Source organism: Lentzea sp. DG1S-22, assembly GCF_036321065.1.
Lineage (GTDB): Bacteria > Actinomycetota > Actinomycetes > Mycobacteriales > Pseudonocardiaceae > Lentzea > Lentzea jiangxiensis.
Genome location: NZ_CP143276.1, coordinates 7881277 through 7896057, shown reverse-complemented (window position 1 = coordinate 7896057; position 14781 = coordinate 7881277). Strand labels below are relative to the sequence as shown.

The 14781-nt window shown below is 69.8% G+C and carries 15 protein-coding genes; 7 read left to right on the top strand and 8 right to left on the bottom strand.

The annotated features are described in order from the left end of the window. Window positions 1-167: 167 nt before the first annotated feature. Both uvrB and V1227_RS37535 read right to left on the bottom strand, forming a co-directional pair. Window positions 168-2330 carry an excinuclease ABC subunit UvrB gene (uvrB, locus tag V1227_RS37540; protein WP_329789860.1) on the bottom strand — a complete coding sequence of 721 codons (2163 nt, stop codon included), beginning with the start codon at window positions 2328-2330 and terminating at the stop codon, window positions 168-170. Window positions 2331-2386: 56 nt separating this feature from the next. Next, window positions 2387-3496, bottom strand: a complete 1110-nt coding sequence (locus tag V1227_RS37535; RefSeq protein WP_329789859.1) for a DUF5685 family protein — start codon at window positions 3494-3496, stop codon at window positions 2387-2389. Window positions 3497-3546: 50 nt separating this feature from the next. On the opposite strand from V1227_RS37535, the gene V1227_RS37530 reads away from it, so the two are divergent. Continuing rightward, a complete protein-coding gene (locus V1227_RS37530) occupies window positions 3547-4056 on the top strand; it encodes a DUF402 domain-containing protein (RefSeq protein WP_329789858.1) in 510 nt (169 codons plus the stop codon). Between the two features lie 88 nt (window positions 4057-4144). Then, the gene (locus tag V1227_RS37525) at window positions 4145-4663 is read left to right on the top strand and encodes a DUF402 domain-containing protein (RefSeq protein WP_329789857.1); all 519 of its coding nucleotides are present in this window, start codon (window positions 4145-4147) and stop codon (window positions 4661-4663) included. On the opposite strand, the gene coaE is transcribed toward V1227_RS37525, so the two are convergent. From coaE to rpsA, 3 genes are all read right to left on the bottom strand, one after another. Further along, window positions 4639-5787 (bottom strand): dephospho-CoA kinase, encoded by a 1149-nt coding sequence (gene coaE / locus V1227_RS37520; RefSeq protein ID WP_329789856.1) that lies wholly within the window; start codon window positions 5785-5787, stop codon window positions 4639-4641. The two genes, V1227_RS37525 and coaE, sit on opposite strands and share 25 nt — an antisense overlap. A gap of 10 nt (window positions 5788-5797) precedes the next feature. Further along, window positions 5798-6415: a hypothetical protein gene (locus tag V1227_RS37515; RefSeq protein ID WP_329789855.1), complete on the bottom strand. Its 618-nt coding sequence runs from the start codon at window positions 6413-6415 to the stop codon at window positions 5798-5800. A gap of 340 nt (window positions 6416-6755) precedes the next feature. Further along, the gene (gene rpsA, locus V1227_RS37510; protein WP_053737214.1) at window positions 6756-8246 is read right to left on the bottom strand and encodes a 30S ribosomal protein S1; all 1491 of its coding nucleotides are present in this window, start codon (window positions 8244-8246) and stop codon (window positions 6756-6758) included. 178 nt (window positions 8247-8424) lie between these two features. On the opposite strand from rpsA, the gene V1227_RS37505 reads away from it, so the two are divergent. The 5 genes from V1227_RS37505 to V1227_RS37485 all read left to right on the top strand — a co-directional run bounded on the left by V1227_RS37505 (window position 8425) and on the right by V1227_RS37485 (window position 13340). After that, the gene (locus V1227_RS37505; protein WP_329789853.1) at window positions 8425-9258 is read left to right on the top strand and encodes a class I SAM-dependent methyltransferase; all 834 of its coding nucleotides are present in this window, start codon (window positions 8425-8427) and stop codon (window positions 9256-9258) included. Between the two features lie 97 nt (window positions 9259-9355). Beyond that, a complete protein-coding gene (locus V1227_RS37500) occupies window positions 9356-10189 on the top strand; it encodes a GNAT family N-acetyltransferase (protein ID WP_329789852.1) in 834 nt (277 codons plus the stop codon). Between the two features lie 78 nt (window positions 10190-10267). Then, window positions 10268-10897: an ATP-binding cassette domain-containing protein gene (locus tag V1227_RS37495; protein ID WP_329789851.1), complete on the top strand. Its 630-nt coding sequence runs from the start codon at window positions 10268-10270 to the stop codon at window positions 10895-10897. Then, window positions 10894-12768, top strand: a complete 1875-nt coding sequence (locus V1227_RS37490) for a YhgE/Pip domain-containing protein (RefSeq protein WP_329789850.1) — start codon at window positions 10894-10896, stop codon at window positions 12766-12768. The genes V1227_RS37495 and V1227_RS37490 overlap by 4 nt, the downstream gene beginning before the upstream one ends. Continuing rightward, complete coding sequence (locus V1227_RS37485; RefSeq protein WP_191302665.1) at window positions 12765-13340, top strand: TetR/AcrR family transcriptional regulator; 576 nt, start codon at window positions 12765-12767, stop codon at window positions 13338-13340. The genes V1227_RS37490 and V1227_RS37485 overlap by 4 nt, the downstream gene beginning before the upstream one ends. A gap of 16 nt (window positions 13341-13356) precedes the next feature. Here V1227_RS37485 and V1227_RS37480 read toward each other — a convergent pair whose 3' ends face one another. The 3 genes from V1227_RS37480 to V1227_RS37470 all read right to left on the bottom strand — a co-directional run bounded on the left by V1227_RS37480 (window position 13357) and on the right by V1227_RS37470 (window position 14731). Continuing rightward, on the bottom strand, window positions 13357-13869 hold the full coding sequence (locus V1227_RS37480; RefSeq protein ID WP_329789849.1) for a hypothetical protein: 513 nt from the start codon (window positions 13867-13869) through the stop codon (window positions 13357-13359). After that, window positions 13866-14438: an AAA family ATPase gene (locus V1227_RS37475; RefSeq protein WP_236218054.1), complete on the bottom strand. Its 573-nt coding sequence runs from the start codon at window positions 14436-14438 to the stop codon at window positions 13866-13868. The genes V1227_RS37480 and V1227_RS37475 overlap by 4 nt, the downstream gene beginning before the upstream one ends. An 89-nt stretch (window positions 14439-14527) precedes the next feature. Next, a complete protein-coding gene (locus V1227_RS37470; protein ID WP_086665400.1) occupies window positions 14528-14731 on the bottom strand; it encodes a cold-shock protein in 204 nt (67 codons plus the stop codon). Between the last annotated feature and the right edge of the window lie 50 nt (window positions 14732-14781).

Below are 14781 nucleotides of genomic sequence, written 5' to 3'. Positions count from 1 at the left end.
GCAACAAAGCGTCCACTGTGGACGCATTTCTCGACTGCGATGCCGAAAACGAGCCTTGCGAAGGCGAACCGTCTCCCCATGACGACCGCAGGCGCAACCACCAGGCAACACCAAGCCGCCCCGCGCAAGAGGGGGACGGCCAACGAAACCGACGCGTCCCCAACCCGTCACTTCACCCCGGCGGCGTCCATTCCCCGGAGCTCCTTCTTCAGGTCCTGGATCTCGTCCCGCAACCGAGCAGCCAGCTCGAACTGCAGATCCCGGGCAGCGTTCATCATCTGATCGGTCAACGACTGCACCAGGTCAGCCAGCTCCGACCGGGCCATCCCGGCCCGCTCGTGAGAAGCCACCACCCCGGAAGAGCGCCCGCTCTCCCCGGCGGCCCTCTTGCCCCGCGACGCGTTCCGCCCGGACCCGCCGACCGGCACCTCGTCCTCGATCTCGGAGTACACCGCCTCCAGGATGTCGGTGATCTTCTTCCGCAACGGCTGCGGGTCGATCCCGCGCTCGGTGTTGTAGGCGACCTGCTTGACCCGCCGCCGGTTCGTCTCGTCGATCGCGTGCTGCATCGAGTCGGTGATCCGGTCCGCGTACATGTGGACCTCACCGGACACGTTGCGGGCGGCACGGCCGATCGTCTGCACCAGCGACGTCCCGGACCGCAGGAAGCCCTCCTTGTCCGCGTCGAGGATCGCCACCAGCGACACCTCGGGCAGGTCGAGACCCTCGCGGAGCAGGTTGATGCCGATCAGCACGTCGAACTCGCCGAGCCGCAGCTGGCGCAGCAGCTCGACGCGGCGCAGCGTGTCGACCTCGGAGTGCAGGTAGCGGACCCGGATGCCCAGCTCGAGCAGGTAGTCCGTCAGGTCCTCGGCCATCTTCTTGGTCAGCGTCGTGACCAGCACGCGCTCATCGCGCTCGGCGCGCTCGCGGATCGAGTGCACCAGGTCGTCGATCTGGCCCTCGGTCGGCTTGACCACGATCTCCGGGTCGACCAGGCCGGTCGGGCGGATGACCTGCTCGACGAACTCGCCGCCGGACTGGCCGAGCTCGTACGGGCCGGGGGTCGCGGACAGGTACACGACCTGGCCGATCCGGTCGGCGAACTCCTCCCACGTCAGCGGGCGGTTGTCGAGCGCGGAGGGCAGGCGGAAGCCGTGTTCGACGAGGTTGCGCTTGCGCGAGGCGTCGCCCTCGTACATGCCGCCGATCTGCGGCACCGTGACGTGCGACTCGTCGATGACCATCAGGAAGTCGTCCGGGAAGTAGTCGAGCAGCGTCGCGGGCGCGGTGCCGGGGGCGCGGCCGTCGATGTGGCGCGAGTAGTTCTCGATGCCGTTGCAGAAGCCGACCTGCTTCATCATCTCCAGGTCGTACTGGGTGCGCATGCGCAGGCGCTGCGCCTCCAGCAGCTTGCCCTGGCGCTCCATCTGCGCGAGCGTCGTCTCGAGCTCCGCCTCGATGTCGCGGATCGCCCGCTCCATGCGCTCGGGGCCGGCCACGTAGTGCGTCGCCGGGAAGATCCGCAGGTCGTTCACCTCGCGGACCACGTCGCCCGTCAGCGGGTGCAGGTAGTAGAGCTTGTCGATCTCGTCGCCGAAGAACTCGACGCGCACCGCGAGCTCCTCGTAGGACGGGATGATCTCGACCGTGTCGCCGCGCACGCGGAACGAGCCGCGGGTGAACGACATGTCGTTGCGGGTGTACTGGACGTCGACCAGCAGGCGCAGGAACGCGTCGCGGTCGACCTCCACGCCCACCTCGAGCGGGATGGAGCGGTCGAGGTAGGACTGCGGCGTGCCGAGGCCGTAGATGCACGAGACGGACGCGACCACGATGACGTCGCGCCGGGTCAGCAGCGACATCGTGGCCGAGTGGCGCAGGCGCTCCACGTCCTCGTTGATCGAGGAGTCCTTCTCGATGTACGTGTCCGTCTGCGGGATGTACGCCTCGGGCTGGTAGTAGTCGTAGTAGCTGACGAAGTACTCCACCGCGTTGTGCGGGAACAGCTCCTTCAGCTCGTTCGCCAGCTGGGCGGCCAGCGTCTTGTTCGGCGCCATGACCAGCGTGGGGCGCTGCAGCCGTTCGACCAGCCACGCCGTGGTCGCCGACTTGCCGGTGCCGGTGGCGCCGAGCAGCACCACGTCGCGCTCGCCGGAGCGCACGCGGCGCTCCAGCTCGTCGATCGCGGCCGGCTGGTCGCCCGCCGGCTGGTACTCGCTGACCACGCGGAACTGCCCGTCGGTGCGGACGATGTCGCCGACGGGACGGTGTTCGGAGTGCGCCTTGACGGTGCTCTCCTCTGGCGGGAGCTCGGTTGCGAATGCCACGGGAAGCACGTTACGCCGCGGGTCCGACAATTTCCGATCAGGCCAGGTCAGGGCCCCTAGTCACACGGGCAGCAACAGCAGTCGCAGCTGTTGCAGTTGCAGTCGCAGTTCGGGCCGCAGTCGCCGCCGCACCCGTCGCGCCGCTTGTCGCTCCAGGGGCCGGGGAACGGGTCGCGGCAGCAGAACTGGCACGTCCCGCACATGTAGAGGAACGCGCCGCAGCCCTCGAAGCACCCGCGCGGCCTGCGCTGCCAGTTGAGACTCGGGTACGCCCACAGCCCGCTGCCCGGATCCGACCAGCGGGGCTTGCCCGGCGGGTGCCGGTGCCGCTTGCCGAACACGCGGATCACCGACTCCTCCAGCTCGTGCACCATCAGCTTGTGCACGAGGCGCGAGTCGGTGAACTCGACCTCGTCGAGGGCCAGCCTGATGCCCGTCACGGCGTCCAGGCACAGCCGGTGCACCTCCTCGACGGACGTCCCGGTGACGAGCAGCGGGTTCCAGGCACCGGACGCCCGGTCCTCCTCCAGGTCCTCCGCCGCGTCGATCAGGTGCGCCACCCGCCCGAACAGCCGTCCCACCTCGCGCAGCGGCTCGGTGTTCTGCGGCCTGCCGGCGATCAGGGCGGTCTGCGCGAAGGCGAACCCCGTCGCCGTCTCGGTCGGCTCGGTCACCACGAGCACCGAGCTGCCCAGTCCGGTGCCGGCCTCCACCTCGGGCTGCCGCCGGACCGCGGCCACCATCACCGACGCGTCGAACCCCAGGTCGGAAGCCGTTTCGAGGCCCTTGGCGGCCCAGCGGTGCGCCATCGCGCGCCCCGCCCACGGCACCTTGCCCGCGAGCCCGTCGCCGTCGTCCACGTGGTCTTGGATCTTCAACGAAGCGAGCACCAGCGACACCGACGCCGCCAGCCGCGCCCCGGAGCCGATGGCCACGTCGGCGGACTTCATGCCGCGCAACGCGCAGGGGCCGGCGGTCCTCCGCGAGACTCCGGACTGCGCCTCCACCGCCGCCGAGATCACCAGCCCGTCGTAGTTCGTGACGAGGCGCGAGAGATGACCGTGCTCGTCGCGCAAAGACAGGCACATTCCACACAGGTGCGAGAGCCACGCGGACCGCAGCTCAGTCCCCAACCTGTTGCGGCAGGGGCGGATGATCCCGAACATGCGCGGCATCCTAAGTGGCCTGGAGCCCCGGCGATGGCAGTATCGCCGACGTGGCACACATCCATCCGCCGAAGATCGAGTACTTCGACCTGGACGCCAAGAGCAACACCGATCCCAAGGGGCACCTCAGGAGCGTCGACGAGTACCGGCTGACCCCGGCGGGCCTCTACATGTTCCGGCCGCTCGCGGGGCATCCGAAGATCAGCCACTTCGAGAGCTGGTTCCTGCCGAAGCTGAACCTCCGCGTCACGCGCCAGTCGTGGCACCGCGGCCACGAGCTCGACTTCGACTTCTACGTCGACGTCGTCGAGATCACCGCGATCGGCAGCGTGTGGAGGACGATCGACCTCTACCTCGACCTGATCGTCCGGACCGGTCAGAGCGTGACGGTTCTGGACACGGACGAGTTGATCGCCGCGGTGCAGCAGAAGCTGATCTCCGCGGAACGCGCGCAATGGGCGTTGGAAACCACCTACTCGGCGGTGTCCGGCATTTCAGCGCACGGTCACGATGTCCTCCGATGGCTCACCTATTCGGGTTGTCCCACGACCTGGCGCTGATACACACAGTGTGATCGTCATCTGAACGTGACGTAACGAATCAACCCGCCGTGTAACTGGGAGCACTTATTTGACTACCCTCGGCGGCGTGGGAGCGGTCACTACACCTCAGCTGGTCGATGTCGTCGACACCATTTCCGGCGTGCGCTCGTATTCGTCCGGCGGTTCGCGGACGCTCAGTTCGTGTTATGTCGAAAGGTGGGGTCTGCGAATCGAACACCCCACGCCGGAAGACCCGTTCTCGGACTCCGAGATCACCTGGCTGATGCCGGAACTGGGCCTGCGCCTCACGAACCACCGGGCCCGTTCGCGGCACTCCCGCAGCGGCCCGAGCATCCTGTCCGCGGTGCGGGTCGAACGCGACCACCGCCACTGGCAGACCACCGACCTCCTGCTGGGCCTCGCCGTCCCCGGCGGCACCACGCCCCGCATCGTGCGCAGCGAGGACTTCGCCGCCGCCGTCGCGGGCCGCGTGCTGCGACCGGGCGACGCCGACCAGGCGCTGCGCACCGTCCACCGCGCCCTGGAAGAGCTGAGCAACGTCAACCACAACCTGATGTCGTGGCTGACGTGGCACGGCATCTACGACTCCTGGCCGTCCCTGTAGGCCCGGACGCGCTCCACGGCCGCCGCCATCCACGGGTCCTTGGCCTCGCCGTAGGCGAAACCGTCGGCGTCGGCCGCGAACCGTTGTGACAGCTCCAGCTTGACGTTCGCGTACTCCTCACGCGCTTGCGCGTCGTGCCGCAACCAGTCGCGGAAGTCGACCGCCCACCGCCAGTTGGCAGCGCCCTCGACGCGCAGGTGCAGGTTCACCCGCCGCCCGGGGTCCGCCCCGGCGTGCAGCCGCTTGCTCCAGTCACCCTCGCCGCGCGGCGTGTCCCCGTAGGGCCCGACGTACGGGAAACCGGCCTGCGCCAACGCTTCCCGCAGACCGTCCGCGGCCTCCATGTCCTCGACGGCCACCTGGAAGTCGAGGACGTCCTTGGCCGCGAGCCCCGGCACCGACGTGGAGCCGATGTGCTCCACGTGCCGCCCGCCGGCCGCGAGGCTGATCCGCCGGGCGAGCCGCCGCGCCTGGGCGGGCCACTGCTCGTCGTAGGGCACCACCAACGGCGAACCGGACGCGTACGACCGCGTGCGCACGTTCTTCTCGAAGCCCACCAGCCGGTCCCACAACACCGTGACGTCCGGGACCTCACCACTGTTGTCCAGCCACACGTCCGCGACGGCCCGCCGCTGCTCGTCGGTGGCCTGCGCGGCGATCCGCTTCTCGGCGTCCGACCGGTCCATGCCCCGGCTGCCGACCAACCGCTCCAGCCGTGTCCGCGAGTCCGCGTACACCACGACGACCAGGTGGTAGACCGCCGCCATGTCGCGTTCCACCAGCAACGGGATGTCGTGCACGACGATCGCGTCCTCGGGTGCCTCGGCCATCCGCTGCCCGGTCAACGCCCCGATGCGGGGGTGCGTGATCCCGTTGAGCGTCTGGCGGGCCTCTTCGGTGGCGAACGCCTTGGCCGCCAGTGCGGCGCGGTCGAGCGCGCCGTCGGCGTTCAGGACGTCCTCCCCGAACGCCTTGACGACCTCCGCGAGCCCCTCGCTGCCGGGCTCCAGCACCTCACGGGCGAGCTTGTCCGCGTCGACGACCACGGCACCGTTCTCCGCGAGCAGCCGCGCGACAGTCGACTTCCCCGACCCGATCCCGCCGGTCAACCCCACCCTGAGCATGCAGGCCAGGTTAGACGGGAGGGGTCATGGCCTGCTGGGCGAGTACCGGCAGGACGGCGATCAACCGCTCCTTGGGCACGAAGTTGTGCCGGTTGCGCACCACGAACGTCGTCTTCCCGAGCGATCCGACGAGCAGCTGCTCGCTCTTGCCCTCGATCAACGTCCCCTTCTGCTTCCCGACGTCGACCTCGGTGGTCTTCGCCCCCTGGGCCCGCTCGGCGTCGATGCTCTCGGTGACGCGGGCGCGAGCGGTGGCTTCGTCCGTGTAGGTCGACAACCCGACGACGATCTTGGCGTCCGGCAGGTTCTTCTTCTCGGGGATCCCGTAGTAGCAGTCGATCTTCCCGGTCTTGCCGATCGCCGGCTCCTTGACGCCGATGATGATCCGGGGCTCCCCAGGCAGCTCCTGCCCCAGGGTCGCGTTCATGACCTCGGCGGGCACCACGAGCTCGCAGTCGTCCGGCAACGGCCGGTCCACCATCGCCGGCACGCGCGACGGCGAGGTGGACGGGGTGATCTTCGGGATCTGGGGCGGCGGCGCCTGGGTTTGCGGCGCAGTGGTGGCGCAGCCAGCACAGACCATCAGCGCACCCGCGCCCAGCGCCACGAAGAACCTGTTCCCACGCATAGGTTTGCCAACCTACACAACGGGGTTGACCCTCCACCACAGAGTGAACGGGTGGACGCGGGGCAAGGCGCGGCGAGGTGCGTGGGGACGGGGCGAGGCGAGTGCTTTGTGGTGCGTCGGGCAGGTGAGGCGAGCGCGGGGCGGCAGGCAGGCGCGGGGTGGTGCAGTGCGGTGGGCGGGGCGCGGCCGGTGGGCGCAGGAAGGGCGAACGGCGCGGCAGGCAGGTGACGTGGCGGATGCGGCGCTATGAGGCGCGTACAGCCCATGCACGGGCAACGCGCACAAGACAAAAGCCCCCGCGCCAACGGCGCGGGGGCTCCTGAAGGGTCTAGCTAGCGACTCACATGCCGCCCGACAGCTTCTCCCGCAGAGCAGCGAGCTGCTCGTCGGAAGCGAGCGTGCCACCGGACTGGGCCGGCGCGCCGACCGAGGTGGAAGGAGCGTCGCCACCGGAGGTGTAGTTGCCCGCACCCTCGGCCGAAGCCTCTTCCTCGGCCTCGGCGGCCTTGCGGATCTGCTTCATGTGGGCCTCGTAACGAGTGTGCGCCTCGGCGTACTGGCGCTCCCACTCCTCACGCTGCTTGTCGAAGCCGTCCTGCCACTCCTGGGTCTCCGGGTCGAAGCCCTCGGGGTAGATGTAGTTGCCCTGGTCGTCGTACTCGGCGGCCATGCCGTACTGGGTCGGGTCGAACTCGGTGTCGACCGTGAAGCCCTCGTTGGCCTGCTTGAGCGACAGCGAGATGCGACGGCGGTCGAGGTCGATGTCGATGACCTTGACCATGACGTCGTCGCCGACCTGGACGACCTGCTCCGGGATCTCGACGTGGCGCTCGGCCAGCTCGGAGATGTGGACCAGGCCCTCGATGCCCTCGTCCACGCGGACGAACGCACCGAACGGAACCAGCTTCGTGACCTTGCCCGGCACGATCTGACCGATCGCGTGGGTGCGGGCGAACTGGCGCCACGGGTCTTCCTGCGTGGCCTTCAGCGACAGGGAGACGCGCTCGCGCTCCATGTCGACGTCGAGGACCTCGACGGTGACTTCCTGACCGACCTCGACGACCTCGGACGGGTGGTCGATGTGCTTCCAGGACAGCTCCGAGACGTGGACGAGACCGTCGACGCCACCCAGGTCCACGAAGGCACCGAAGTTGACGATCGAGGACACGACGCCCTTGCGGACCTGGCCCTTCTGCAGCTGGTTGAGGAACTCGCTGCGGACCTCGGACTGGGTCTGCTCGAGCCACGCGCGGCGGGACAGGACCACGTTGTTGCGGTTCTTGTCCAGCTCGATGATCTTCGCCTCGAGCTCGCGGCCGACGTACGGCTGGAGGTCGCGGACGCGACGCATCTCGACGAGCGAGGCGGGGAGGAAGCCGCGGAGGCCGATGTCGAGGATGAGACCACCCTTGACGACCTCGATGACCGTGCCCTTGACGGGCTCGTCCTTCTCCTTGAGGGCCTCGATGGTGCCCCACGCGCGCTCGTACTGGGCGCGCTTCTTGGAGAGGATCAGACGGCCTTCCTTGTCCTCCTTCTGGAGAACAAGCGCCTCGACCTCGTCACCGACCTTGACGACCTCGTTGGGGTCGACGTCGTGCTTGATCGACAGTTCGCGCGAGGGGATGACGCCCTCGGTCTTGTAGCCGATGTCGAGCAGGACCTCGTCCCGGTCGACCTTGACGATCGTGCCCTCAACGATGTCGCCGTCGTTGAAGTACTTGATCGTCTTGTCGATAGCTGCGAGGAAGTCCTCCTCCGTCCCGATGTCGTTGATCGCGACCTGCTTGGGCGCAGCGGCAACGGGGGCGGTGGTGGTGTCGGTGGACATTAGGTAGGTGGCTCCGGTACGGATTGGCATTGATGGCTGGTAGTGGTGCGCGCGCAGCGTCGCAGCGACCTGGAATCCCGCGGTTCTGGATCATGGGCAGCACTAACCCACTACGCACGCGATATCGTACGCGGCCGCCAGAGGCGCAAGCAAACCAGCCCCCACGTGAAGGAGCAGTGTGTCCGACCAGCACGCGAGCGCGGAACAAGCGCTCGGCACCGCCGGCATCGTCAAGCGCGGTGCGGACGCCGCGGAGTCGCGCGTGGCGAACCGGATCTGGTGGGACGCCGACGCCGACGACTACCACCGGACGCACGGCGACTTCCTCGGCGCGTCGGACTTCGTCTGGTGCCCCGAGGGCCTGCGCGAGCAGGACGCGCGCTTCCTCGGCGACGTCGCCGGCCGGCGCGTCCTCGAGGTCGGCTGCGGCAGCGCCCCGTGCGCGCGGTGGCTCAAGGACCACGAGGCCGACGTCACCGCCTTCGACATCTCGGCGGGCATGCTGCGCCACGCCCGCGCGAACAACGCGGAGACCGGCATCGACGTCCCGCTCGTGCAGGCCAGCGCCGACCAGCTGCCGTTCAGGGACGGCTCCTTCGACGCCGCGTGCTCGGCGTTCGGCGCGGTGCCGTTCGTGGCGGACGTCCGGGAGGTCTTCGGCGAGGTCGCCCGCGTGCTCCGCCCCGGCTCCCCGTGGGTGTTCGCGGTGAATCACCCGATGCGGTGGATCTTCCCGGACGACCCGGGCCCGCTCGGCCTCACCGTCACGCAGTCGTACTTCGACCGCACCCCGTACGTGGAGGTCGACGAGGAGGGCCGGGCGACCTACGTCGAGCACCACCGCACGCTCGGCGACTACGTCCGCGCGCTCACGGGCACCGGCTTCGTGCTCGAGGACCTGGTCGAGCCCGAATGGCCGAAGGGCCACACGCGCAACTGGGGCCAGTGGAGCCCTCTGCGCGGCAAGCTCTTCCCCGGTACCGCGATCTTCCGGACGCGCCTGACGTCGTAATCTCACCGGTCATGACCTCGGCACGCGCACTGGTGGCGGCCCAGTCAGCACGCTTCGCTTCACTGGACCCGCTGCTCCCCCTGCCGCCGAACCGCCGATGGACGGCCACGTCCTCACGGCGGCGCTGGCGGACGGCACGCGCGTCGCCGGGGTCGTCAGCCACCAGAGGTTCGAACCGCACTCGACGACGAGGCTCTGGTCGGCGGCGGAGGTGTGGGAGATGGTGCCGCTGGTCGGCGGCTCGCAGGGCATGGACGCGCTGCTCGCCCGCTTTCGCCGGCACCTCGACGCGCAGGACGTCGGCGAGGACACCGCGTGCGTCGTGCACTGGCCGAGCCGTGACGTCCAAGCCGCGCGGGCGTTCCTCGACCACGGCCTGGTGCCGCTGTCGGTGCTCGCGGTCCGGCTCGGGACGCCCGACCGGCAGCTCTCCCGCACGCTCACGATCCGCCGCGCGACCTCGAACGACCTGGAGACCGTGCTGCAGCTCTCGCTGGCGGAGCTCGAGTTCTCCTCCTACGTCGGCTCGACGGTCGTGCGTCCCGACGCGGCGGCGGTGAAGCGCCGCGCGCTGGCGGAGCGGCTGGAGACCGCGAGCCCCATCTGGCTCGCCGAACGCGACGGCATCGCGGTGGCGCTCGCCGAGTGCGCGGTCGTGTCCTCCGAGCCCGGCTCGATGGCGGCCACGCGGCTGCCCCTCGGCCGCTGGGGGTACGTGAACTGCGTCTCGGTGCTGCCGGGCGCCCGCGGCAGCGGCATCGGCCAGCAGCTGCTCGCCCACGCCCACCAGGAGCTGCGCCGGATGGGCACAGTCGGCACGTACCTCTACTACAACCCGCCGAACCCGCTGAGCAGCGTCTTCTGGCCGCGCCAGGGCTACCGGCCGTTGTGGACCGTCTGGGAAGTACGCCCCGCTTCCGCCCTCAGGTGACCTATGTCCGAGTTGCCACGCGCACAGGTCTGCGGGAGAATTTGTACTGACCGGTCAGTTTAAAGGAAGGTGAAGGCCGTGGAGATCCAGGCACGACGCGCGGGCGTCAACGGGGGTCATGGTCCCCTGCTCCGGCCGACCTCGCTGACCGTGAAGCCCGGCGAGCTGACGCTGGTCGCGGGCGAGCCCGGCGCCGGGCACACCGCGCTCGCGCTCCTGCTCTCCGGCCGCATGAAGCCCTCGACCGGCACCGTGTCGCCCGACGCCGCGAAGCTGCGCAAGCAGGTGGTGCTGGTCGACGCCCCCGAGGTGAACGAGCCGGAGGAGTCGCTGAGCCTCGCGGCCGTCGTCGGTGAGGAACTCGCCATGAACGGCATGCCGTCGGGCAAGAAGGCGGTGCACGACTGGTTGGTCGAGCACGCCGCCGATGAGCACGCGACCAAGCGCTTCGAGCACGTTCCGGCGCAGACGCGGTGCGCGGTGCTGCTCGACCTGGCCGCCGCGCGCCCCGGCGTGACGACGCTCGTCCTCGACTGCCCGGACCGCTACCACCCCGACCCGCGCGAGTGGTTCGCCCTGGCGCACGAGCACGTGAGCCCCGAACGGGCCGTCGTCGTCCTGTGCTCGAACTCCTCGGCAAGCATTCTCGACACCCCGCACGCGCGCCTTGGTGAGGACAACGACACCAAGATGGAGATCACCGCATGAGCGCCCTTCGCATGGCCTTCAACGAGCTGCGCCGGATCACCTCCGGCAAGCTCCCCAAGCTCGCCGTCCTGGCCCTGGCCCTCGTGCCCCTGCTGTACGCGTCGCTCTACCTGTACGCCAACAAGGACCCGTACGCGAACCTCAACCACGTGCCCGCCGCGCTCGTCGTCAAGGACAAGGGCGCCAAGGACCTCAACGCGGGCAAGGACGTCGCCGACGAGCTGCTGAACGGCAAGAAGTTCAACTGGCAGGTGGTCGACGACGCCGACGAGGGCGTGCGCAAGGGCAGGTACATCTTCGCGCTGACCCTGCCGGAGGACTTCTCCGAGGCGCTCACGTCCGCGGAGCAGCAGAAGCCCCGTCAGGGCGTGCTGACCCTGACCACCAACGACGCCAACAACTACCTCGGCTCCACGATCGCGAACCAGGTGGTGAGCGAGGTCCGCAGGGCCATCACGGCGAAGGTCTCCACCGAGGCCGCCGACAGGTTCCTGCTCGGGTTCTCCACGATCCGCGAGGAGACCACCAAGGCCGCGGACGGCGCCCGGCAGCTCGCGGACGGCAGTGCCACGTTGCGCGACAAGATCGGCGAGCTCGACAGCGGCGTCCAGCAGCTGTCCAGCGGCGCCGCGCAGCTCCGCGACGGCACCCACGAGCTGCGCACGCAGACCGCACAGCTGCCCGGCGGCGCGAAGAAGGTCGCCGACGGGGCGCGCCAGGTCGCGGACGGCAACGAGACCGCCGCCCGCTCGGCGGAGGAGTACGCGGCGAAGGCCCAGGCCCTGGTCGGCGTGCTCGACCAGGCCGACGGCGACATCGCGACCCGCCTGCGCTCCCTGGGCTTCACCGAGGAGCAGGTGCAGAACGTGCTGACCACGCTCGGCCAGGTCCGCAAGCCCGTCGACGACGCCAACGGCAAGGTCCAGGGCGCGGCGGGCGACCTGCGCAAGCTCGCGAACGGCGCGGACCAGGTGGCCGACGGCGCCGAGCAGCTCTCGGAGAAGATGCCCGCCCTGACCGCCGGCATCGCCAAGCTCGACGACGGCGCCACGACGCTGCGCGACGGCCTGTGGAAGGCGGCCACCGGCACGCCGCAGCTGCGCGACGGCGCGGCCAAGGTCGCCGACGGCTCCGCGCAGCTGCGCGACGGCCTCACCGGCGGCGTCGGCAAGATCCCGAACGCCGACGACCCGACCCGTGCCGCGATCGCGCAGGCCATCGGCGACCCGGTGGCGGTGCGCGGCCTGTCCCAGACCAAGGCCGCCACGTACGGCGCGGGCCTCGCCCCGTTCTTCCTCGGCCTCGCGACGTGGATCGGCGCGTTCGTGCTGTTCCTGCTGCTCCGTCCGCTCTCACGCCGTGCGCTCGCCGCGGGTCAGTCGGCGCTCAGGGTCGCGTTGGGCGGCTGGCTGCCCGGTGCATTGCTCGGCGTCGTGCAGGTGCTCGTGATGTTCTCGGTCGTTCGGTTCGTGGTCGACATCGAGCCGTCGAACCCCCTCGGCACGTTCGGTTTCCTCGTGCTGATGTCGCTCACGTTCGTGGCGATCCTGCACGCCCTGAACGCCGCGTTCGGTGCCGTGGGCAAGTTCCTCGGCCTGATCCTGCTGATCCTGCAGCTGGTCAGCGCGGGCGGCACGTTCCCGTGGCAGACGATCCCGGTGCCGCTGTACCCGCTGCACTACGGCCTGCCGATGGGCTACGCGGTCGACGGTCTGCGCCACCTCATGTACGGCGGTGACCTCGGCAGCGTCGGCCGGGACGTGCTGATCCTTCTCGCCTGGCTGGTCGGGGCCCTAGCCTTGACGTCCGTGGCGGCCTACAAGCAGCGCGTGTGGACAGCGTCCAAGCTGAAGCCGGAGCTCGTGCTGTGAGCGCCCGGACGACGGCGACCAAGCAGAAGCTCTTCGACGCCGCGTTGAAGCTCGTCGGCGAACGGGGCGCGGCCTCGGTGACGGTCGACGAGATCGCCGCGGAGGCGGGTGTCGCCAAGGGCACGATCTACTACAACTTCGCCTCCAAGGACGCCCTGGTCGAGGCCCTGCTGCACCACGGCGTCGAGATCCTCGCGGGCAGGCTGCGCTCGGCCGAGGGCTCCGAGGACTCGCTGGAGGCCCTGGTCGACGAGATGCTCGGCTTTTGGGCCGAGTACCCGGCGTTCGGCCAGCTGCTCGTCTCGGAGCTGTGGCGCACACCCGGCCAATGGCACGGCACTCTCTCGTTGCTGCGCGACGACATCGTGTCGATCGTGCGCGGTCAGATGAAGCGCCTGTCCGACGCCGGGCGCCTGCCCGAGGGGGTCGAGGTCGGCACGGCCTCGGCGGCGTTGTTCGGCACGCTGCTCGTGATCGCGCTGGACTGGCAGGTCTTCCAGCCGGAGCGGTCGCGGGCGGAGGTGCGCGAGTCGGTCATGCTGCTGGTGCGGGGGATGCGCTCGGCGCGCTGAAGCCGACAGGCGTGGCTCAGCGGGCGTCCTCGTGGTGCAGCGAGGGGGGCCGTCCCTCCAACGCCCGTTCGACGGCTTCCAGCACCGCACGGCTCGTGCGGTTGGTGGCGTCGTGGGCGAAGTGGCCGAGCAGCACCTGCTGGGTCGGGTTCGGCAGCACCGGGTCCGGCACCGGCGCGCACGTGTGCACCTCCACCACCGGTGCGCCCTCGGCGAGAAGGCGGTGCACGGCGGTGAGCACTCCTGTGCGGTAGCTGGTGTGCACCCACGCCACCAGCAGGTTCACGAGGTGGCCGTCGAGCTCGTACTCGACCTCCGAGGCGAGCGCCGCGGGGTCGGCCCAGTCGGCTCGCACCCAGGTCGGGCGGTGTCCGCGCGAGATCGACGCGCGCGCTGCCCTGCCCGGGCCGTCATCGGCTGCCAGCGGCTGGGTCCGCGACGGCAGCACGACCCGCCACCCGCGTGTCACGAGCTGTTGCGCGCAGCCGGCCAGCATGCCGGTTCCGCCGAGCACCAGAGCCGTTCTCACCGGGCACGCTCCTCCCCGACCGAGGCCAGCGGCCCGGCCAGCCACCGCTCCACCTGCGCCTGCCCGCGCAGCCGCACGACCACCACGTCGTCGACCAGGGCGAGCACCCTGGTCCTGCTGCGCCGGTAGGTCCTCGGACCCCACCGCAGGATGTGCTCGGAGTCGGTGAACACCGACCACAACGACGGTTCCTGGTTACCGTTCCACAACTCGACCCTGCCCGCCCGCCGTCTGATCGTGCGGACGACGAGACGTCCCACGACTACCGGGAACGGGTGGTCCAGCCACACCAGCGTGTCCGCGCGGGCCAGCAGCTCCGGGCGCACCTCGTTGTACTGGAACTCGGTGACCCAGGCGTCCTGGCGGGCGAACGCCGCCACGTCGGCGCGGAACTCGGGGCGGGGCGTCCACCGCGGGCCCCAGTAGAGGCTGTCCAGTTCGACCCGGCGCAGGCCGTGCTGCCGTGCGATGCGCCGGCAGAGAGTCGACTTGCCCGCTCCCGCGTTGCCGGCGACGAGAACGCGCCGGGGCACGTGCGGCAGCGGATCGGCTGGTCCGAGCAACGGCATCGGGCCAGGCTAGGGGAAACGCGACGGGCACGACACGAACGCGGGGCCCCGGGAAAGTTCCCGGGGCCCCGCGTTCGTGAAAGACGACGTCAGAGAGCGGTGACGTTCGTCGCCTGCGGGCCCTTCTGGCCCTGCGTGACGTCGAACGAGACCTTCTGGTTCTCTTCGAGGCTGCGGTAGCCGCCACCGTTGAGGGCCGAGTAGTGGACGAAGACGTCAGCGCCGCCGTCCTCGGGGGCGATGAAGCCGAAGCCCTTTTCGGCGTTGAACCACTTGACGGTGCCGTTAGCCATGTACTGCTTCTCCTTGATTACTGACGAGTGAGCCGCACTGTGCGACCACT

Coding starts and splice junctions, on each gene's coding strand:
- V1227_RS37500 (WP_329789852.1), top strand. CDS start 9,356: ATGGACGGCCACGTCCTCACGGCGGCGCTGGCGGACGGCACGCGCGTC.
- coaE (WP_329789856.1), bottom strand. CDS start 5,787: ATGCTCAGGGTGGGGTTGACCGGCGGGATCGGGTCGGGGAAGTCGACT.
- V1227_RS37490 (WP_329789850.1), top strand. CDS start 10,894: ATGAGCGCCCTTCGCATGGCCTTCAACGAGCTGCGCCGGATCACCTCC.
- rpsA (WP_053737214.1), bottom strand. CDS start 8,246: ATGTCCACCGACACCACCACCGCCCCCGTTGCCGCTGCGCCCAAGCAG.
- V1227_RS37515 (WP_329789855.1), bottom strand. CDS start 6,415: ATGCGTGGGAACAGGTTCTTCGTGGCGCTGGGCGCGGGTGCGCTGATG.
- V1227_RS37475 (WP_236218054.1), bottom strand. CDS start 14,438: ATGCCGTTGCTCGGACCAGCCGATCCGCTGCCGCACGTGCCCCGGCGC.
- V1227_RS37470 (WP_086665400.1), bottom strand. CDS start 14,731: ATGGCTAACGGCACCGTCAAGTGGTTCAACGCCGAAAAGGGCTTCGGC.
- V1227_RS37535 (WP_329789859.1), bottom strand. CDS start 3,496: ATGTTCGGGATCATCCGCCCCTGCCGCAACAGGTTGGGGACTGAGCTG.